Source organism: Mycobacterium sp. 1274756.6 (genome assembly GCF_001668625.1).
In the GTDB taxonomy this organism is placed as follows: domain Bacteria; phylum Actinomycetota; class Actinomycetes; order Mycobacteriales; family Mycobacteriaceae; genus Mycobacterium.
Window position 1 is genome coordinate 221,056 of sequence record NZ_LZLJ01000062.1, and the last position, 17,798, is coordinate 238,853.

Genomic DNA, 17,798 nt, shown 5'->3' on the forward strand with positions numbered 1-17,798 from the left:
ATGAGCACGACCTACGAGTCGCTCACCGTGGAAACCTCCGGCCACGTCGCGCAGGTGACCCTGATCGGCCCCGGCAAGGGCAACGCGATGGGTCCGGCGTTCTGGGCGGAGTTGCCCCGGGTGTTCGCCACCCTCGACGCCGACCCCGACGTGCGGGCGATCGTGCTCGCCGGGTCGGGCAAGAACTTCAGCTACGGGCTGGACCTGCCGGCCATGGGCGGGTCGCTGTCCGGGGTGCTGGCCGAGGGCGCTTCGGCCAAGCCCCGCGCGGAATTCCACCGCATGCTGACGGAGATGCAGGGCGCGATCAGCGCGGTCGCCGACGCCCGCACCCCCACCGTCGCGGCCGTGCAGGGCTGGTGCATCGGCGGCGGGGTCGACCTGATCTCCGCGGTCGACATCCGCTACGCCGCCGCCGACGCGAAGTTCTCGGTGCGCGAGGTCAAACTGGCGATGGTCGCCGACGTCGGTAGCCTCGCCCGGCTCCCGCTGATCCTCACCGAGGGCCACCTGCGTGAGCTGGCCCTGACCGGCAAGGACATCGACGCCGCCCGCGCCGAGAAGATCGGGCTGGTCAACGACGTCTTCGACGACGCCGAGGCGTGCCTGGCCGCCGCCCACGCCACGGCCGCCGAAATCGCCGCGAACCCGCCGCTGACCGTGCGCGGGGTCAAAGACGTCCTCGACCAGCAGCGCATCGATCGGGTCTCGGCCAGCCTGCGCTACGTCGCCGCGTGGAACTCCGCGTTCCTGCCGTCGAAGGACCTGGTCGAGGGCATCAGCGCCGCCATGACCAAACGCGCCCCGCAGTTCACCGGCGAATGAACGGCTGGCTGCTGCTGGCCGGTGCGATCGCGTTCGAGGTGTGCGCGACATTGTCGCTGCGCGCCTCGGAGGGCTTCACCAGGTTGGTGTGGGCGGGGCCGGTCGTGGTCGGCTACGCGGTGTCGTTCGCTCTGCTGGCGCTCGTGCTCAAGCGGGGCATGCCGGTCGGGGTGGCCTACGGCGTCTGGTCGGGCGTGGGGGTGGCGGCCACCGCGGTCGCCGCCCGGTTTCTGTTCGACGATCCGTTCACCTGGCTGATGGCCGCCGGCGTGGCGCTCATCGGGGCCGGGGTGTTCCTGCTGGAGTTCGGCGCCACCACCGGCGCGGGTTCAGCGGGCGCGTAGCCTGACCGCCATGACCGACCCGACCCTGCAGGGCAGGATCCGCGTCCCGTCGGACCTGGATGCGGTCACCGCGATCGGCGAGGAAGACCACTCCGAGGTCGGCCCGGCGGCCGTCGAACGGATCTGGAGCGCCGCCCGGCACTGGTATGCCGCCGGGCTGCACCCGGCGATCCAGGTCTGTCTGCGCCACAACGGCAAGGTGGTGCTCAACCGGGCCATCGGGCACGGCTGGGGCAACGCACCGACCGACCCGCCCGACGCGGAGAAAATCCCGGTGGGCACCGACACGCCGTTCTGCGCCTACTCGGCGGCCAAGGCGATCACCGTCACCGTGCTGCACATGCTCATCGAGCGCGGTGTGCTCGGGCTCGATGACCGGGTCTGCCAGTACCTGCCCGGCTACACCAGCCACGGCAAGGACCGCACCACGATCCGCCACGTGCTCACCCACAGCGCCGGGGTGCCGATCCCGACCGGGCCGCAACCCGACCTCAACCGCGCCGACGACAGCGAATACGCCCGCGAACAACTGGGCCGGCTCAGACCGCTGTATCCGCCCGGGTTGATCCACATCTACCATGCCCTGACCTGGGGACCACTGACCCGCGAAATCGTTTCGGCAGCAACGGGAAAGAATATCCGCGACGTCCTCGCCGAGGAGATCCTCGACCCGCTCGGGTTCCGCTGGACCAACTACGGCGTCGCCCCGGAGGATGTGCCGCTGGTGGCGCCCAGCCACGCCACCGGCAGGCAGCTGCCCGCCCCGGTCGCCGCGATCTTCCGCAAGGCGATCGGCGGGTCGATGCACGAGATCATCCCGGTCACCAACACCCCGTTCTTCCTCACCACGGTGGTCCCGTCGTCGAACACCGTCTCCACCGCCGACGAGCTGTCGCGGTTCGCCGAGATCTGGCGTCGCGGCGGAGAACTCGACGGAGTGCGGGTGCTGCACCCGGAGACGTTGCGCGCGGCCACCACTCAGTGCCGGCGGCTGCGCCCGGACATCGCCACCGGGCTGGTGCCGCTGCGGTGGGGCACCGGCTACATGCTCGGCTCGGAGCGCTTCGGGCCGTTCGGCCGGCATGCCCCCGCCGCTTTCGGCCACACCGGGCTGGTCAACGTCGCGGTCTGGGCCGATCCGGAGCGGGAGCTGGCGGCCGGGGTGATCAGCAGCGGCAAGCCGGGGCGTGACCCCGACGCCAAGCGCTACGCCGCGCTGCTGGACACCATCGCCGCAGAGATCCCGCGGCAGTCACGTCGCTGAGTCGGTCTCCGCCCGGGGCGGTGCGTCGCGATCGGTTTCGCCGCGGCCGTTCTCGGCAGGGTCGGCCTCGGCTCGGTCAGCCTCGTCGAGATCGGTCTCATCGAGATTGGTCTCGTCGGGATCGGTCTCGCCGCGCAGGAACTCGCGCATCTGCTGGAACCCGTTGTGCCGGTGAGCTTCGACCGCCCAGATCAACGCGATGAGCGGCCAGGCGGCGAACGCCGCCCACCAGTGCGCGCCGGCGGGCAGCAGCTCGTCGATGACCTGACGCTGCGGGACACCGTCCACGGTTCCCGGCAGCCAGTCGGCCAGCAGCCGCCCCAGCAGCCGGGTGCTCTGGAACGGTCCGGTGGTGGTAGCGACCACCCATGCCGCACAGGTGATCCCGAGCGACCACGGCCACGCCAGCAGCAGCGACTTGTAGTCCACCAGTTCGGCTGCGCAGCGGGCGGCTTCGGCCAGATAGGACAGCGCCAGCGCGGCGAGCAGCACCCCGACCTGGGCGGCCAACAGATCGTCGATCAGGGAGTAGCCGGCGTCGCTGTCGCGGCGTGACGGCAACCCGATCGCCAGCGCCACCACCCCGGCGACCAGGGTGAGTGTCACCAGCAGCGCGGTGAGGTCGCTGATCCGGCGGAATGCGTCGATCACGGTCCGGATGACCAGGCGCGAGGCAGCGTGCGGGGGCGTGCGGTAGACCACCACCAGCACCAGCCCGGAGAACACGATCGTGATCAGCCAGGCCACCACCGCGGTGCAGATCAACGTCAGCGCGATCGAGCCGAGCACCGGCACAAGCACGTCGTCGGTGGCGTCGCTGCTGCGGATCACCAGCAGAGGTACCGCACCGATCGCCAGCACGCCGAGCAGCCGGATCAGCAGAGGCAGCGTGAACCGGGTGAGGTCCGCGGGGTCCAGATCCCAGTGCCCACGACGCACGTCGGCGATCTCGGTGCGGATCACCGACCGCATCTGCGCCCACCACACTTTCGGACCTCGGACCATGCCCGAGTGTAGGCAGGACCGCGTTCGGTCGGAGTGGCGAAGGGATTTCGCACCGAGTGGTGGTTCGCCCGCGGCGGGATCAAGCCGGCGTCGAGACCTCCGGCAGGATCAAGGCGGTCAGCTCGCCGATCAGTGCGCGCTGGCTGTCGGCGTTCGGCTGATCCGCTCGCGAGCGGGTCATCAGCGCCAGCAGCACGCGCTGCCCACCCGGACCGTAGGCGATACCGACGTCGTTGGTGCTGCCGTAGTCACCGGCCCCGCTTTTGTCCGCGCTCGTCCAACCCGGCGGCAAACCGGCCCGCATGCTGGAGGTCTCGTTGGCGCGCATCCAGCCGTCGAGTTGTTGGCGAAGTATCGGCTCCAACACGTCGCCGGTGAGCAAGGCGCGGTAGCCGTTGCCGAGCGCCTCGGGGGTGCTGGTGTCGCGCGGATCGCCGGGCACGGCCGCGTTGAGCTGGGTCTCCCACCGGTCCAAGCGAGAACGGCCATCCCCGATGCTGCGGGCGAAGTCGGTGACCGCACCCGGGCCGCCGAGCGTTTGGAGCAGGACATTGCCCGCCCCGTTGTCGCTGACCTGCAGCGCGGCTGCGCACAGCTCGGCGACGGTCATCGAGCCGCCGGAGTTCGGCGCGCTGCGCGGGGAGTGCGGCACGATCGCTGCTGGCGGGACGAAAAGTGGTTGGTCTAACGTCAATTCGTCGCGCTGCACCCGCTGCAACATGGCTGCGGCGGCGTACACCTTGAACGTCGAGCACATCGCGAACGAATCCGTCGCCCGGTAGGTCAGCGTGCGCCCCGAGGCCAAGTCGGCGGCGAACACACCGATCGTCGCGTTGTCGCGAGCCTCCAATTCGTCGAGGCGCTGGTCAACCGATGACCCAGCGGCCAGGGCGCTTTTCATCGAGTAGGCGCTCACTGCCGCCGCGCCGCCCAGAACACCGGCAAGGATTCGTCGTCGCGTCATCTCGGCCATGCCCACGATTGTGGGACACCGTGGATTCGGGGGCTTGGGCGCCCACCGCTGTCGTTACCATCGCTGCCGCAGAAGAGACCCGGCCCGGCGCGTCACCATTTCGTTGGCCACAGGCCGCTCCGATACGCCAACTGCTTCTTGTCGCCGGGCCGCCCTCCTCCGCCTTACGGCACGAACAGAGGAGGCAAACGTTCACGCTCGCAAACGAAAAGCTCAAACAACCGGCCGCGCCGTGCCTATCACCGCTACGGTCTTTGGGAACGGCGTCCTTTCTGAGGGGAGTTGGCGATGTCGTTTGCTGTGATCGACTTTGAGACCACCGGTTTCGTTCCTGAACGCTCCGACCGAGTCGTAGAGGTCGGCATCGTGCTCACCGACGGCAACGGCTGCATCGAGGACGAGTGGACCACGCTCGTTAACCCAGACCGCGATGTCAGCGCCGGCCACATCCACGGAATCACCGCCGGGGACCTGCTGGACGCACCGTACTTCGCCGACATCAGTGGCCACGTGCTTGAAAGGTTGACCGGACGGGTCGTTGTCGCCCACAACGCGACCTTCGACATGCGGTTCCTGCACTACGAGTTGCTGCGCTCCGACTACGCCATCTCGGACCGCCCCGACGCAGTCTGCTCGATGAAGTGGGCGGGCCGGATGATCGGAACCGCCAAGCTCCAACACTGCTGCGAAGCCCTCGGAATTCCCTTGGACGGCGCTCACGCAGCGATCAGCGACGCTCGAGCCACCGCCCAGCTGCTTGCTCATCTGCTCACCGCATGTCGCGGGGTCGCGGAATGGCTGGCTGACGTGCAGCGTTCCGCAGGCTACCGGTGGCCAGCATTCAACGGACGCACCTCACAGGTGGCGCCGGTGCTGCGCGGCCAGGCCGGACCGGTGGCCGACGAATGGCTACCTGCCGTGCTGCAGGCTGCCTGATACCCGGGAATCCCGAGGACGAGGCCGCTTACCTGCTCGTGCTGGAAAGAGCGTTGCTGGATCGTTCGATCTCCCGCACGGAGGGACGGCAACTACTCGAGACGGCTGAGGCCGCTGGCCTCAGCCGGGCGACCGTGCGTCGGCTGCACCTGGATTATCTGCGGTCTGTTGCTGTTGAAGCCCTTGACGACGGGGTGGTCACCGAAGCCGAACGGCGGGACTTGAACGCCGTGGCCGAATCTCTCGGGATGCCGGCCGCCCAGGTTGACGAGGCCCTGGCCTGGGCGGCCGGCCAGACCGGATCGGCTCCGGCGACATCGGAGTTCGCGCTACGCCCCGGGGACCGGGTGGTGTTCACCGGTGACATGGACCGTGGCCGCGACGAGTGGATCGCCGCGGTCGTCGCCGCCGGTCTCACCTCGGGAGGAGTCACCAAATCCACCCGGCTGGTAGTGGCCGCCGATCCGGATTCCTTGAGTAGGAAAGCGGCCAAAGCCCGCTCCTACGGCATCCCCATCGTCAACGAGGCGGCGTTCGATCGGCTGTTCCACCAGTATCTGGAGCGCGCCGGCGATCCGCACGCCGTCGGTTGAGCAGCGACAACCGCATGCTGCCGCGTCGAAAGACCGACACCCGTCGCGGGAATGTGAAATGGTCTCGGTCAACACGTCCGGCGACATGTCATGGCGTCACCGGTCCATGCCGAGGAGGGCCCCGTGCTCGGGTTCGCAATCGTCGACAAGCAACCATCAGCGGACGCAACGGCCGTCTGGCTCACCTCCCGGGTAGAAGACACGCGCGCCAACCACACGAACGCGGTCGTGATCGCCCACGACGACGAGCACTATGACTACAAGATCTGGGCACTCACTTCTGATCGTGCGGTTGTTCTTACCGACGGCACAATGCCGGCGGCACCGTTTACTCGCACGCTGACGCGGGCGTCGTTTGACCGGCTGATCGATGAGACGCTCGATCACCAGAAGCGCGTCGACGACGCGATTACGGCGGCGCGAACCTCCAAACGCAAACTCGTCGCCCCCGACTTCCCTCGGGACAAGCCGAGCTTCGTCGCCGACGACCGCGACAAGCCCCAGTTTCGCGCACTTGCGGTGGCCAACTACGTCGCGAAAGTGTGGCGGTTCTGGCTGCTGACCGATGACCAGCGTGTCCGCCGTACCGTCGACGCGAGGACCGGCGACCCGGCTGGGGCCATGCCGCCTGGCCTTGATGACCCGTCGCTCGCCCAGTTCCCGCCGGCGTTCGCCGAGCTGGTGCAACCGGAGCCGCTGACCCGTTGGACGGGCGCGGCCTTCTCACAAGAAGCGGCGGATCAACTGCCCAACGCCTGATTCCGGGCGCATCAGTTGCGGTCGCCCCCGCCCGTCCTGCCGTAGCCAGGGCGCCAAGCCACGCGGAGCGCCCACCGAAGTGCGAGGCCCTGCGGCCCCTGTGACAAGACGGGCACCCAAATCCCGGCGCTGGATACGAGCTCCGAAAACCACCTCGCGACAGCGGTGGCGGAGGGATTTGAACCCCCGGATGGTTTTACCCACCTCTCGCTTTCAAGGCGAGTGCATTAGGCCGCTCTGCCACGCCACCGCCGACCAGCGTAACGGGGGCCTCGGTCTGGAGCGTCGGCCAGTAGCGTTGGGGCATGCGTGCCATCGTCGTCGAATCCTCTGACCAACTGGCGTGGCGTGCGGTGAGCGCTCCGCGCCCCGGCCCGGGCGAGGTGGTGCTGCGGGTGCGCGCCGCCGGAGTCAACCGCGCCGACCTGCTGCAGGCCGCGGGCCATTATCCGCCCCCGCCTGGGGCCAGCGACATCCTGGGCCTCGAGGTGTCCGGAGAGATCGCCGAACTCGGCGACGGCGTCGACGGGTGGCAGGTCGGGCAGCCGGTGTGTGCGCTGCTCACCGGCGGCGGTTACGCCGAGTCCGTGGCGGTGCCGGCGGCACAGTTGCTGCCGATCCCCGACGGGATCGACCCGGTGGACGCGGCCGGCCTGCCGGAGGTGGCCTGCACCGTGTGGTCGAACCTGGTGATGGCCGCGGGCCTCGACCGCGACCAGGTGCTGCTGGTGCACGGCGGAGCGAGCGGCGTGGGCAGCCACGCCGTGCAGGTGGCGCACGCGCTCGGTGCACGCGTCGCGGTCACCGCCGGCTCGGCGCAGAAGCTGGCGTTCTGCCGGGACCTGGGCGCCGACATCACCGTCAACTACCGCGAGGACGACTTCGTCGCCGTGCTGCGGGAGGCCGCCGGCGGCGCCGACGTCATCCTCGACATCATCGGTGCCGCCTACCTCGATCGGAACCTCGACGCGTTGGCCGCCGATGGCCGGCTGGTGGTGATCGGGATGCAGGGCGGGGTGAAGGGCGAACTCAACCTGGGCAAGCTGATCGGCAAACGTGCCCGCGTCATCGGTACCGCACTGCGCGGCCGCCCTGTGACCGGCCCGTCCGGCAAAGCCGCGATCATCGACGCGGTGCGCGCCTCGGTGTGGCCGATGCTCGCCGACGGCCGGGTGCGCCCGATCATCGGCGCGCGGCTGCCCGTCGAGCAGGCCGGCGAAGCGCACCGGCTGCTGGCGGACGGGGAGGTCACCGGCAAGGTCGTGTTGACCATCGACTAGACCTGGCCCGCGCCTCGCCGAGTGTGCAGCAAATCTCGGAGAATCCGCTGATGGCCAGCGCGGACACGGAGCCTCGGCCGGTACCGGGCCAGGCCGTACGCAACACTGCCGCTCGATCCCGCGCCGGTCGTCATCGACGCGCCCGCGACTCAAGTTCGATGAGGTCGCGGCGTGGCCGACTCGCGGTCCGCGCCCCCCTGTGTCGCCCCCGCGCCGCGAGGTAGAAACCATGCAGGGCGCTTCTCGCACTTTTTCTGCATATCTTCGCTCTCGCGGGGCGAGGCGATGCGTACCGGCGGCGCGAGGCGAGGCGCGGCGAGGCGCCCCGGCGGAGGCGGGGCGAGGCGGGGCGGCGCGAGGCGCAGGCGCACGCAGGCGCGCACTCAGCCCAGCGAGGCCAGCGCCCGTACCAGCTGGTCGACCTCGGCGGTCGTGGAGTAGTGCCCCAACCCGACGGTCACCGCGCCGCCGATGTCGTTGACCCCGATCGCCTCCATCACCCGCGACGCCGGGTCGCGCACCGCCAATACCCCGTTGTCGGCCAGCCGCTGCACCACCCGCTCGGCGGGAACGTCGCGCACCGCGAAACTGACCACCGGGATCCGCAGGTCCGGCCGGCCGATCGTCATCACCAACGGCAGGGACCGCAGCGACGCGAGCAGATAGTCGAAAAGCCGCTCCAGGTACGCACCGGCGGCATGCATGGACACCGTCAGCCGCTCCCGGCGGGTACCGCGGGCCGACTCATCGAGGGCGGCCAGGTACTCGACGCTGGTCACCACACCGGCCAGCAGCCCGTACTGGTGGACGCCGAGTTCGAGCCGGGCCGGACCGGTGGCGTAGGGGTCCGGCGAGACCGCACCGAACGTGTTGATCAGCGCGGGATCCCGGAAGACCAGGGCGCCGATGGGCGGCCCTCCCCAGGCGACCGCGTTGAGCGCGACCACGTCCGCGTCGATGTCGTCGATGTCGATCAGCCGGTAGGGGGCGGCCGCGGAGTGGTCGACGACCACCAGCGCACCCACACTGTGCGCCAGCTTGGTGACCGCCCGCAGGTCGGTGACCGTGCCCAGCGTCCCCGACGCCGAGGTGATCGCCACCAGCCGGGTCGCCTTGTTGATCAGGTTGTCCCACTGCCAGCTGGGCAGCTCGCCGGTCTCGATGTCGACCTCGGCCCACTGCACCTTGGCGCCGTAGCGGTGGGCGGAGCGCAGCCACGGCGCGATGTTGGCCTCGTCGTCGAGGCGGGTGACCACCACCTCGTAGCCCAGCCCCGCCCGCGACGAAGCCGCCTCCGCCAGGGACGACAGCAGCACCGCCCGGTCCGCGCCCAGCACCACACCGCGCGGGTCGGCGTTGACCAGGTCGGCCACCGCGTGCCGGGCGGCGTCGAGCACCGCGGCGCTGCGCCGCGACGCAGGATGCGGGCCGGCCGCGTCCGGTTTGGACCCGCGGAAGGCGGTGGAGACGGTGGTGGCGACCGAATCCGGAACCGGCATCCCGGAGGGGGCGTCGAAGTACACCCAGCCGTCGCCGAACGACGGGTGCAATCCGCGCACCCGGGCGACGTCATATGCCATGTCAGCCACCTTAAGCAACCGTCGAAATCCGCAAAACCCACAGACGGCAGCGACGACACTTAACGCCCGCCCCGATCGCGAGCTGCCTGGCCGGTAATACTACTGCAGCACGCCCCACAAGCCGAGGCCCCGCAAACCGCCCCCGGGCGGTCCGAATCGGGCTGGTTAACGGACTACTCTCGGGGCACACGAAGGGGACGACGACGTCGAGAACAGGAGGGCCGGACCGGTGACTAGCGGCGACGACGGCATCGAGATCATCGGCGGCATGGGTGCGCCGGACGCCGACGAGTCCGGCTCCGACGACCGGTCGCTGACCGACCTGGTGGAACAGCCCGCCAAGGTGATGCGCATCGGGACCATGATCAAGCAGCTGCTCGACGAGGTGCGCGCCGCCCCGCTGGACGAGGCCAGCCGCTCCCGGCTGCGCGAGATCCACGCCACCAGCATCCGCGAGCTCGAAGAGGGGCTGGCCCCTGAATTGCGGGAGGAACTCGACCGGATCACCCTGCCGTTCAACGAGGACGCGGTGCCTTCCGAATCGGAGCTGCGCATCGCCCAGGCGCAGCTGGTCGGCTGGCTGGAAGGGCTGTTCCACGGCATCCAGACCGCGCTGTTCGCCCAGCAGATGGCCGCCCGCGCCCAACTGGAGAAGATGCGCCAGGGCGCGTTGCCGCCCGGGCTGCAGACCGGCACGCCCGGGCACCCGGGCACCGGGCAGTACCTGTGAAGGGTCGACGGTGACCGAACCCCGGATCGATACCCACGAGGCGTGGGTGGAGTTCCCCATCTTCGACGCCAAGTCCCGCTCGCTGAAAAAGGCTTTCCTGGGCAAGGCGGGTGGGGCGATCGGACGCAACGCGTCGAACGTGGTGGTGGTCGAGGCGCTGCGCGACATCACCCTGTCGCTGAAGATGGGCGACCGGGTCGGGTTGGTCGGCCACAACGGTGCCGGCAAGTCGACCCTGCTGCGGCTGCTGTCGGGCATCTACGAACCGACCCGCGGCAGCGCGACCGTCACCGGCCGGGTCGCCCCGGTGTTCGACCTCGGCGTGGGCATGGACCCGGAGATCTCCGGCTACGAGAACATCATCATCCGGGGGCTGTTCCTCGGGCAGACCCGCAAACAGATGGCCGCCAAGGTCGACGAGATCGCCGAGTTCACCGAGCTCGGCGACTACCTGTCGATGCCGCTGCGCACCTACTCCACCGGGATGCGGGTGCGGCTGGCCATGGGCGTGGTCACCAGCATCGACCCGGAGATTCTGCTGCTTGACGAGGGCATCGGCGCGGTGGACGCCGAGTTCTTGAAGAAGGCGCAGTCGCGGCTGCAGGCGCTGGTCGCCCGGTCGGGGATCCTGGTGTTCGCCAGCCACTCCAACGAGTTCCTGGCCCGGCTGTGCAAGACGGCGATGTGGATCGACCACGGGACCATCAAGATGACCGGTGGGATCGAGGAGGTGGTGCGCGCCTACGAGGGTGAGGACGCGGCGCGCACCGTGCGCGAGGTGCTCGACGAGGCCGAATCCGTCGGTGACACGTCGTGACCGAATCGGTGTACGCCGTCGTGGTCACCCACCGTCGCCGTGACTCGCTCGCCCGTTCGCTGGCGGCGCTGACCGCCCAGACCCGCACCCCCGACCACCTGATCGTGGTCGACAACGACGACGACCCGCAGGTCGCCGCGCTGGTCGCCGACCAACCCGTCCCGACCACCTACCTGGGGTCACGCCGCAACCTCGGCGGCGGCGGCGGGTTCGCGCTGGGCATGCTGCACGCGCTGGCCGCCGGCGCCGACTGGGTGTGGCTGGCCGACGACGACGGCCGGCCCGCCGACACCGCCGTGCTGGCCACCCTGCTGGCCTGCGCCCACGCGCACCGACTGGCGGCGGTCTCGCCGATGGTGTGCAACATCGACGACCCGGCCCGGCTGGCGTTCCCGCTGCGCCGCGGGCTGGTGTGGCGCCGCTTCACCCACGAACTCCGCGACACCGACACCGATCTGCTGCCCGGGATCGCCTCGCTGTTCAACGGCGCGCTGTTCGCCGCGGCGACCATCGAGGCGGTCGGCGTGCCCGACCTGCGGCTGTTCGTCCGCGGCGACGAAGTCGAGGTGCACCGCCGGCTGGCGCGGTCCGGGCTGCCCTTCGGCACCTGCCTGACCGCGAGCTATTTGCATCCCTGCGGCACCGACGAGTTCAAACCGATCCTCGGCGGCCGGATGCACGCCCAATACCCCGACGACCCGACGAAACGGTTCTTCACCTACCGCAACCGCGGCTACCTGCTGGCCCAGCCCGGCCTGCGCAAGCTGATCGTGCAGGAGTGGCTGCGGTTCGGCTGGTTCTTCGTGGTCGCCCGCCGCGACCCGACCGGGCTGCGGGAGTGGTGGCGGCTCCGCCGGCTGGGCCGGCGGGAACGGTTCCGTCGGCCCCAAGTACCCAGGGAGCAGCGATGACCACCACCGATGCCGCCAGCGGTTCGAAAACGCTGGCCCGCGCCGGCCAGGACCTGATCGAGGGGTTCCACCGCCACGAGCTCTGGCTGCACCTGGGCTGGCAGGACATCAAGCAGCGCTACCGGCGCAGCGTGCTCGGCCCGTTCTGGATCACCATCGCCACCGGCACCACCGCGGTCGCGATGGGCGGGCTGTACTCGAAGCTGTTCAAACTGGACCTCGCCGAGCACCTGCCGTACGTGACGCTCGGGCTGATCGTGTGGAACCTGCTCAACGCGGCCATCCTCGAGGGCGCCGACGTGTTCGTCGCCAACGAGGGACTGATCAAACAGCTGCCCACCCCGCTGTCAGTGCACGTCTACCGGCTGGTGTGGCGGCAGCTGATCCTGTTCGGCCACAACATCATCATCTACGTGGTGATCGCGTTCATCTATCCCAAGCCGTGGACGTGGCCGGATCTGGCGGTCATCCCGGCGATGGTGCTGATCGTGCTCAACTGCGTCTGGGTGGCGCTGTGCTTCGGCATCCTGGCCACCCGCTACCGCGACATCGGGCCGCTGCTGGCCAGCATCGTGCAGCTGCTGTTCTTCATGACCCCGATCATCTGGAACGACAAAACCCTGCAGCAGCAGAACGCGCAGGGCTGGGCGAAGATCGTCGAACTCAATCCGCTGATGCACTACCTGGACATCGTGCGGGCCCCGCTGCTCGGCGCCGACCAGCAGCTGCGGCACTGGGTGGTCGTGCTGGTGCTGACCGTGGTCGGCTGGACGGTCGCGGCGATCGCGATGCGCCAATACCGCGCCCGGGTGCCCTACTGGGTGTAGCCGCCGCGCGACCGGGGCCGGCGCCCCGAGTTGAGGCACCACCCCGGCCGGCGAGCGCGGACCGGAATCACCAGCAGCGGGCGGCGGCACGGTGGACGTGGCCGCCCAGCGACGCGGTGATCACCGCGGGCGCGGTCGAACGCGCGTAGATGTTGGCGCGCTGCTGCGGGGTCATGTTGCGCCGGGCCCACAGGCGGCGGGCGGCGCGGAAAGCGGGGATGCGGGTGCTACGAACGAAAGCCATGATCTTCTCCTGACCGAGAATCAAGGCCTACCCGGCGGCATCGGGTCTCACACAAACGCGCCGAGGCCGGGGGCGGGCAATACGGAAGCCGAATACGGAAGCGGACCGTCACACAAACTCATCTCTCGCCCTCACCTCCTTCTGGCCAAGACACACGCGGGCGTCAGCGCTGCAACGGCGACACAAAGGGGAGGACGACGCACCCCACTCGTCAGAGTTTCGGCACTACCGGGCGTATCCGACCGGTCCTGATAGAACCGTCCGGAAGCCACTTGGGCTCAACCCTTAACCCGGGAGGAGCTGTCCTGACCCGGGGCGTCTTTCGACGTTCGAGGTCAGTGGCCTGTGTCCCTGCAGAAGCCTCACCTAACGAGGTGCCTACGAACGACATAATCGCACGTCAGAGGCCTAATGTCAATGAGCGGGGGCCACTACGATCCGGTATCGATGCGGTAAAGACGTAAACTTCCGCCGATGGCCGAGATCGCCCCGTTGCCGCCACGCCTGAGCCTGGCGACCCAGGTTTGGCGTTTCGTCATCACCGGCGGGTTCTCCGCGGTCGTCGACTTCGGGCTGTATCTGGCGTTCCTGGCCCTGGGCCTGCACGTCAACCTCGCCAAGTCGTTGAGCTTCGTCGCCGGCACCGCCACCGCCTACCTGATCAACCGCCGCTGGACCTTCCAGGCGCCGCCGAGCACGGCGCGGTTCCTGGCGGTGTGCCTGCTCTACGCGATCACCTACAGCGTGCAGGTGGGCATCAACTTCGTGTTCTACAACCTGCTGGCCGAGCACTCCTGGCGGGTGCCGCTGGCGTTCGTCATCGCCCAGGGCACCGCGACGGTGATCAACTTCGTCGTGCAGCGCGTGCTGATCTTCCGGGTGCCCTGAATCAACCGATCCGGTCGCTGATCTGCGTCGCGATCCGCGCCGAGTCGTCCAGCGCCAACACCGAGACCCGGCTCAGCGTCGCCGCCCGCAGCCGGTAGACCACCGTCGCCCGCACCGGGTCGGCGAAGCGCAGGGCCAGCGTCGCCGGGTCCGGACGCTCGATGTCGAACTCGTAGCCGTCGACGTGCCCGGCCGCGCAGTCGGCCAGCGCCGGGCCGAGCCGGTCGAAGACCGCGCGGGCCGCATCGGCGCCCGGGTAGGCGGCGACGGCCTGCGTGACGGTGGGAAAACCCTTCCCGCCCCGGGTCACCGCGATGGCCGCGCCGTAATCGACGGCGTCAAACCGCACCCAGTCCGCGCCGAAGACCGCGCGTTCGTCGGAGACCGACCAGCACGAGCCGGGAGCGGCCGGGTCGGTGACGCCCGGCTCGCCGCGCTGGGCGCGCGGCTGCAGCAGCCCGCCGGGCGCCCCGACGATGCCGTTGACCTCGTCCACGCTCACCGGGTCGGCGGGTGGGTCGGCGCCGGCCGGGGCCGCGGTGGCCAACACCGCGCAGCAGGCCGCCAGCACCGCCGTCCGGATCGCACCCATTCCCCATCACCCCGCTGGTCCCAACTGTAACGATCGCGGTCGGCTGCACGGGGTGTCTCGGCGCGGGCGGTACCCTCTTTCTCGATGTTCGCGACCACCAGCAAGCCGCTCAGCGGCTGGGGCCGCACCGCGCCGACGGTGGCGAAGGTGCTGACCGCCAGCGATCCCGAGGTCATCGTCGAGGCGGTGGCCCGCGTCGCCGACGGCGGCGACCCCCGCGGCGTGATCGCCCGCGGGCTGGGCCGCTCCTACGGCGACAACGCCCAGAACGGCGGCGGCCTGGTCATCGACATGACCGCGCTGAACCGCATCCACTCCATCGACGCCGGCACCGGCTGCGCCGACGTGGACGGCGGAGTGAGCCTGGACCAGTTGATGCGCGCCGCCTTGCCGTTCGGGTTGTGGGTGCCGGTGCTGCCGGGCACCCGCCAGGTCACCGTGGGCGGGGCGATCGGCTGCGACATCCACGGCAAGAACCACCACAGCGCGGGCAGCTTCGGCAACCACGTGCGCTCGATGGACCTGCTCACCGCCGACGGCCGGGTCCGCACCCTGACCCCCGACGGCGCGGACGCCGAGCTGTTCTGGGCTACCGTCGGCGGCAACGGGCTGACCGGCATCATCCTGCGCGCCACGATCGCGATGACCCCCACCGAGACGGCCTACTTCATCGCCGACGGCGATGTGACCGCCACCCTGGACGAGACCATCGCCCTGCACAGCGACGGCAGCGAAGCCGACTACACCTACTCGTCGGCGTGGTTCGACTCGATCAGCGCCCCGCCGAAGGTGGGCCGGGCCGCGGTCTCCCGCGGCTCGCTGGCCACCCTGGACCAGCTGCCCGCGAAACTGCAGAAGAACCCGCTGAAATTCGATGCGCCGCAACTGCTCACACTGCCGGACGTCTTCCCCAACGGTCTGGCCAACAAGTTCACGTTCGGGCCGATCGGCGAGCTGTGGTACCGCAAGTCCGGCACCTACCGCGGCAAGATCCAGAACCTCACGCAGTTCTACCACCCGCTGGACATGTTCGGGGAATGGAACCGCGCCTACGGCTCCGCCGGATTCGCCCAGTACCAGTTCGTGGTGCCCACCGACGCCGTCGAGGAATTCAAGGCGATCATCTACGACATCCAGGCCAGCGGGCACTACTCCTTCCTCAACGTGTTCAAACTGTTCGGTCCGGGAAACGAAGCGCCGCTGAGTTTTCCGATGGCCGGCTGGAACATCTGCGTGGACTTCCCGATCAAGGCCGGTCTGAGCGAGTTCCTCACCGACCTCGACCGGCGGGTGCTCGAGTTCGGCGGCCGGCTCTACACCGCCAAGGACTCGCGCACCACCGCCGAGACCTTCCACGCCATGTACCCGCGCATCGACGAGTGGATCTCGGTGCGCCGCAAGGTGGATCCCGACGGGGTGTTCGCCTCGGACATGGCCCGACGTTTGGAGCTGCTGTAAATGGTGTTCGACGCCGTGGGTAACCCGCAAACGATCCTGCTGCTCGGCGGGACGTCGGAGATCGGGCTGGCGATCTGCGCGCGCTACCTGCAGAACGCGCGCGCCCGCATCATCCTGGCCTGCCTGCCCGACGACCCGGGCCGCGACGACGCCAAGGAGCAGATGCTCGCCGCCGGCGCCGGGTCGGTGCAGGTCATCGACTTCGACGCCCTGGACACCGACAGCCACCCCAACGTGATCGACCGGGCCTTCTCCGGCGGCGACGTCGACGTCACGATCGTCGCGTTCGGCCTGCTCGGCGACAACGAGGAGCTCTGGCAGAACCAGCGCAAGGCCGTGCAGATCGCCGAGATCAACTACACCGCCGCGGTGTCGGTGGGCGTGCTGCTGGGCGAGAAGATGCGCGCCCAGGGCTTCGGCCAGATCATCGCGATGAGCACCGTCGCCGGGGAACGGGTGCGCCGCTCCAACTTCGTCTACGGCTCCACCAAGGCCGGCCTCGACGGGTTCTACCTAGGCCTCGGCGAGGCGCTGCGCGACGAGGGCGTGCGGGTGCTGGTGATCCGGCCCGGGCAGGTCCGCACCCGGATGAGCGCCCACGTCAAGGAAGCGCCGCTGACCGTGGACAAGGAGGACGTCGCCGAACTGGCGGTGACCGCCGCGGCCAAGGGCAAGGAACTGGTGTGGGCGCCGGGCGCCTTCCGCTACGTGATGATGGTGCTGCGCCACATCCCGCGGCGCCTCTTCCGCAAGCTGCCCATCTAGCCATGCGGACCGCACTGGATCGGGCCGGCCGGACGGTCGGCGAGATGGCGCTGGCCGTCGCCGTCGCCGCCGCGGTCGCGGTCATCGCCCTGGCGGCCATCGGCCGGGTGGAATGGCCGGCCTACCCGTCGTCCAACCAGTTGCACGCGCTGACCACGGTCGGCCAGGTGGGCTGCGCGGCCGGGCTGGTCGGCGCCGGCTGGCTGTGGCGACGCGGCCGACGGTGGACCGCGCGGCTCGCCGCGGCCGTGTTCGCCTCGGCCTTCGCCGTGGTGACCCTGGCCATGCCGCTGGGCGCGACCCGGCTGTACCTGTTCGGCATCTCCGTCGACCAGCAGTTCCGCACCGAGTACCTGACCCGGCTCACCGACAGCGCCGAACTGCGCGACATGACCTACATCGGGCTGCCGCCGTTCTACCCGCCCGGCTGGTTCTGGCTGGGCGGGCGGGCCGCCGCGCTCACCGGCACCCCCGGCTGGGAGATGTACAAGCCGTGGGCCATCGTGTCGATCACGCTCGCGGTCGCGGTCGCGCTGGTGCTCTGGCAGCGGATGATCCGCTTCGAGATCGCGCTGATCGTCACCGCCGCCACCGCCGCGGTCACCCTGGCCTACAGCTCGCCGGAGCCCTACGCCGCGATCATCACCATGCTGCTGCCCCCGGTGCTGGTGCTGGCCTGGTCGGGGCTGCGCGCCGCCGGCCGGGCCGATCAGGTCGAGCACCCCGACCACCCCGCCCCCGCCGACCGTGAAACTGCGCGCCCACTCGAGGCCGAGCGTGAAGCTGGCTTCACGGTGGCGCCAGGAAGCGGCGGCTGGGCCGCGATCGTCGGCACCGGGCGGCGGCCAGACCCACCGCCATCAGCACCACGGTGAACGCGCTGTATGCCACCAGCAGGGTGTAGAAGGTGGCGGCGAAGCCGAGGAAGATCCCGGTGCCGACGATCGCGGCCCAGCCGCCGCTTCCTGGCGCCACCGTGAAGCCAGCTTCACGCTCGGCCTCGAGTA

19 protein-coding genes, 1 tRNA gene, 2 pseudogenes and 1 riboswitch are annotated in these 17,798 nt (G+C 69.7%); of the genes and pseudogenes, 15 read left to right on the top strand and 7 right to left on the bottom strand.

Annotation, left to right across the window (positions count from 1 at the left end; genetic code table 11):
• From A5643_RS09495 to lipE, 3 genes are read left to right on the top strand one after another with little or no spacing between them, the layout of a single operon-like run.
• Positions 1-825: a crotonase/enoyl-CoA hydratase family protein gene (locus tag A5643_RS09495; protein ID WP_066854218.1), complete on the top strand. Its 825-nt coding sequence runs from the start codon at positions 1-3 to the stop codon at positions 823-825.
• Positions 822-1,169: a DMT family transporter gene (locus A5643_RS09500; RefSeq protein ID WP_066854220.1), complete on the top strand. Its 348-nt coding sequence runs from the start codon at positions 822-824 to the stop codon at positions 1,167-1,169. Before A5643_RS09495 ends, A5643_RS09500 begins: the two co-directional genes overlap by 4 nt.
• A gap of 10 nt (positions 1,170-1,179) precedes the next feature.
• Positions 1,180-2,433 (top strand): lipase LipE, encoded by a 1,254-nt coding sequence (lipE, locus tag A5643_RS09505; RefSeq protein WP_066854222.1) that lies wholly within the window; start codon positions 1,180-1,182, stop codon positions 2,431-2,433.
• Here lipE and A5643_RS09510 read toward each other — a convergent pair.
• Positions 2,422-3,438: a hypothetical protein gene (locus A5643_RS09510; protein ID WP_231995510.1), complete on the bottom strand. Its 1,017-nt coding sequence runs from the start codon at positions 3,436-3,438 to the stop codon at positions 2,422-2,424. The genes lipE and A5643_RS09510 overlap by 12 nt on opposite strands.
• A 79-nt stretch (positions 3,439-3,517) precedes the next feature.
• A complete protein-coding gene (gene bla, locus A5643_RS09515; RefSeq protein WP_066854226.1) occupies positions 3,518-4,411 on the bottom strand; it encodes a class A beta-lactamase in 894 nt (297 codons plus the stop codon).
• Between the two features lie 288 nt (positions 4,412-4,699).
• Here bla and A5643_RS09520 point away from each other — a divergent pair, with 288 nt between their 5' ends.
• The 3 genes from A5643_RS09520 to A5643_RS09530 all read left to right on the top strand — a co-directional run bounded on the left by A5643_RS09520 (position 4,700) and on the right by A5643_RS09530 (position 6,699).
• Entirely contained in the window at positions 4,700-5,347 is a 648-nt protein-coding gene (locus A5643_RS09520; protein WP_082948855.1) for a 3'-5' exonuclease, read from the top strand.
• On the top strand, positions 5,317-5,940 hold the full coding sequence (locus tag A5643_RS18180) for a BRCT domain-containing protein (protein ID WP_156628708.1): 624 nt from the start codon (positions 5,317-5,319) through the stop codon (positions 5,938-5,940). The genes A5643_RS09520 and A5643_RS18180 overlap by 31 nt, the downstream gene beginning before the upstream one ends.
• Positions 5,941-6,063: 123 nt before the next feature.
• Positions 6,064-6,699 (top strand): hypothetical protein, encoded by a 636-nt coding sequence (locus tag A5643_RS09530; protein WP_156628709.1) that lies wholly within the window; start codon positions 6,064-6,066, stop codon positions 6,697-6,699.
• Positions 6,700-6,862: 163 nt separating this feature from the next.
• Here A5643_RS09530 and A5643_RS09535 read toward each other — a convergent pair.
• Positions 6,863-6,949, bottom strand: a tRNA-Ser gene (locus A5643_RS09535).
• Positions 6,950-7,004: 55 nt separating this feature from the next.
• On the opposite strand from A5643_RS09535, the gene A5643_RS09540 reads away from it, so the two are divergent.
• The gene (locus A5643_RS09540; RefSeq protein WP_066854234.1) at positions 7,005-7,979 is read left to right on the top strand and encodes an NAD(P)H-quinone oxidoreductase; all 975 of its coding nucleotides are present in this window, start codon (positions 7,005-7,007) and stop codon (positions 7,977-7,979) included.
• Positions 7,980-8,362: 383 nt separating this feature from the next.
• Here the strand turns inward: A5643_RS09540 and A5643_RS09545 are convergent, their stop codons facing one another.
• The gene (locus A5643_RS09545) at positions 8,363-9,559 is read right to left on the bottom strand and encodes a cysteine desulfurase-like protein (RefSeq protein ID WP_066854235.1); all 1,197 of its coding nucleotides are present in this window, start codon (positions 9,557-9,559) and stop codon (positions 8,363-8,365) included.
• A 268-nt stretch (positions 9,560-9,827) separates the two neighbouring features.
• Here A5643_RS09545 and A5643_RS09550 point away from each other — a divergent pair, with 268 nt between their 5' ends.
• Genes A5643_RS09550 through wzm form a run of 4 tightly spaced genes read left to right on the top strand, consistent with a single transcriptional unit; the run spans position 9,828 to position 12,844 of the window.
• Positions 9,828-10,289: a bacterial proteasome activator family protein gene (locus tag A5643_RS09550; RefSeq protein WP_066854302.1), complete on the top strand. Its 462-nt coding sequence runs from the start codon at positions 9,828-9,830 to the stop codon at positions 10,287-10,289.
• Positions 10,290-10,299: 10 nt separating this feature from the next.
• Complete coding sequence (gene wzt / locus A5643_RS09555) at positions 10,300-11,106, top strand: galactan export ABC transporter ATP-binding subunit Wzt/RfbE (RefSeq protein ID WP_066854237.1); 807 nt, start codon at positions 10,300-10,302, stop codon at positions 11,104-11,106.
• On the top strand, positions 11,103-12,017 hold the full coding sequence (gene glfT1, locus A5643_RS09560) for a galactofuranosyltransferase GlfT1 (protein WP_066854239.1): 915 nt from the start codon (positions 11,103-11,105) through the stop codon (positions 12,015-12,017). The genes wzt and glfT1 overlap by 4 nt, the downstream gene beginning before the upstream one ends.
• Entirely contained in the window at positions 12,014-12,844 is an 831-nt protein-coding gene (gene wzm / locus A5643_RS09565; RefSeq protein ID WP_066854241.1) for a galactan export ABC transporter permease subunit Wzm/RfbD, read from the top strand. The genes glfT1 and wzm overlap by 4 nt, the downstream gene beginning before the upstream one ends.
• 67 nt (positions 12,845-12,911) lie before the next feature.
• On the opposite strand, the gene A5643_RS18435 is transcribed toward wzm, so the two are convergent.
• On the bottom strand, positions 12,912-13,088 hold the full coding sequence (locus tag A5643_RS18435) for a hypothetical protein (protein ID WP_197497694.1): 177 nt from the start codon (positions 13,086-13,088) through the stop codon (positions 12,912-12,914).
• A 196-nt stretch (positions 13,089-13,284) separates the two neighbouring features.
• A riboswitch (M-box (ykoK) riboswitch) is annotated at positions 13,285-13,469 on the bottom strand.
• A 93-nt stretch (positions 13,470-13,562) separates the two neighbouring features.
• Here A5643_RS18435 and A5643_RS09575 point away from each other — a divergent pair.
• Positions 13,563-13,976: a GtrA family protein gene (locus tag A5643_RS09575; RefSeq protein WP_156628712.1), complete on the top strand. Its 414-nt coding sequence runs from the start codon at positions 13,563-13,565 to the stop codon at positions 13,974-13,976.
• 1 nt (position 13,977) lies between these two features.
• Here A5643_RS09575 and A5643_RS09580 read toward each other — a convergent pair whose 3' ends face one another.
• Entirely contained in the window at positions 13,978-14,568 is a 591-nt protein-coding gene (locus tag A5643_RS09580) for a sensor domain-containing protein (protein WP_066854243.1), read from the bottom strand.
• A gap of 84 nt (positions 14,569-14,652) precedes the next feature.
• Between A5643_RS09580 and dprE1 the strand changes: the two genes are divergently transcribed.
• From dprE1 to A5643_RS09595, 3 genes and pseudogenes are all read left to right on the top strand, one after another.
• Positions 14,653-16,026: a decaprenylphosphoryl-beta-D-ribose oxidase gene (dprE1, locus tag A5643_RS09585; protein WP_066854244.1), complete on the top strand. Its 1,374-nt coding sequence runs from the start codon at positions 14,653-14,655 to the stop codon at positions 16,024-16,026.
• Positions 16,027-16,791, top strand: a complete 765-nt coding sequence (gene dprE2, locus A5643_RS09590) for a decaprenylphospho-beta-D-erythro-pentofuranosid-2-ulose 2-reductase (protein ID WP_066854246.1) — start codon at positions 16,027-16,029, stop codon at positions 16,789-16,791.
• Positions 16,792-16,793: 2 nt separating this feature from the next.
• Positions 16,794-17,495: pseudogene (locus A5643_RS09595) on the top strand (arabinofuranosyltransferase); the annotation flags it as partial.
• A 130-nt stretch (positions 17,496-17,625) separates the two neighbouring features.
• Here A5643_RS09595 and A5643_RS17765 read toward each other — a convergent pair.
• Positions 17,626-17,798, bottom strand: a pseudogene (locus tag A5643_RS17765) (arabinofuranosyltransferase); the annotation flags it as partial.

Coding starts and splice junctions, on each gene's coding strand:
- A5643_RS09520 (WP_082948855.1), top strand. CDS start 4,700: ATGTCGTTTGCTGTGATCGACTTTGAGACCACCGGTTTCGTTCCTGAA.
- A5643_RS18180 (WP_156628708.1), top strand. CDS start 5,317: ATGGCTACCTGCCGTGCTGCAGGCTGCCTGATACCCGGGAATCCCGAG.
- A5643_RS09580 (WP_066854243.1), bottom strand. CDS start 14,568: ATGGGTGCGATCCGGACGGCGGTGCTGGCGGCCTGCTGCGCGGTGTTG.
- A5643_RS09500 (WP_066854220.1), top strand. CDS start 822: ATGAACGGCTGGCTGCTGCTGGCCGGTGCGATCGCGTTCGAGGTGTGC.
- A5643_RS09545 (WP_066854235.1), bottom strand. CDS start 9,559: ATGGCATATGACGTCGCCCGGGTGCGCGGATTGCACCCGTCGTTCGGC.
- A5643_RS09510 (WP_231995510.1), bottom strand. CDS start 3,438: ATGGTCCGAGGTCCGAAAGTGTGGTGGGCGCAGATGCGGTCGGTGATC.
- dprE1 (WP_066854244.1), top strand. CDS start 14,653: ATGTTCGCGACCACCAGCAAGCCGCTCAGCGGCTGGGGCCGCACCGCG.
- A5643_RS18435 (WP_197497694.1), bottom strand. CDS start 13,088: ATGGCTTTCGTTCGTAGCACCCGCATCCCCGCTTTCCGCGCCGCCCGC.
- lipE (WP_066854222.1), top strand. CDS start 1,180: ATGACCGACCCGACCCTGCAGGGCAGGATCCGCGTCCCGTCGGACCTG.
- A5643_RS09495 (WP_066854218.1), top strand. CDS start 1: ATGAGCACGACCTACGAGTCGCTCACCGTGGAAACCTCCGGCCACGTC.
- wzm (WP_066854241.1), top strand. CDS start 12,014: ATGACCACCACCGATGCCGCCAGCGGTTCGAAAACGCTGGCCCGCGCC.
- A5643_RS09550 (WP_066854302.1), top strand. CDS start 9,828: ATGGGTGCGCCGGACGCCGACGAGTCCGGCTCCGACGACCGGTCGCTG.
- A5643_RS09575 (WP_156628712.1), top strand. CDS start 13,563: ATGGCCGAGATCGCCCCGTTGCCGCCACGCCTGAGCCTGGCGACCCAG.
- A5643_RS09540 (WP_066854234.1), top strand. CDS start 7,005: ATGCGTGCCATCGTCGTCGAATCCTCTGACCAACTGGCGTGGCGTGCG.
- bla (WP_066854226.1), bottom strand. CDS start 4,411: ATGGCCGAGATGACGCGACGACGAATCCTTGCCGGTGTTCTGGGCGGC.
- dprE2 (WP_066854246.1), top strand. CDS start 16,027: ATGGTGTTCGACGCCGTGGGTAACCCGCAAACGATCCTGCTGCTCGGC.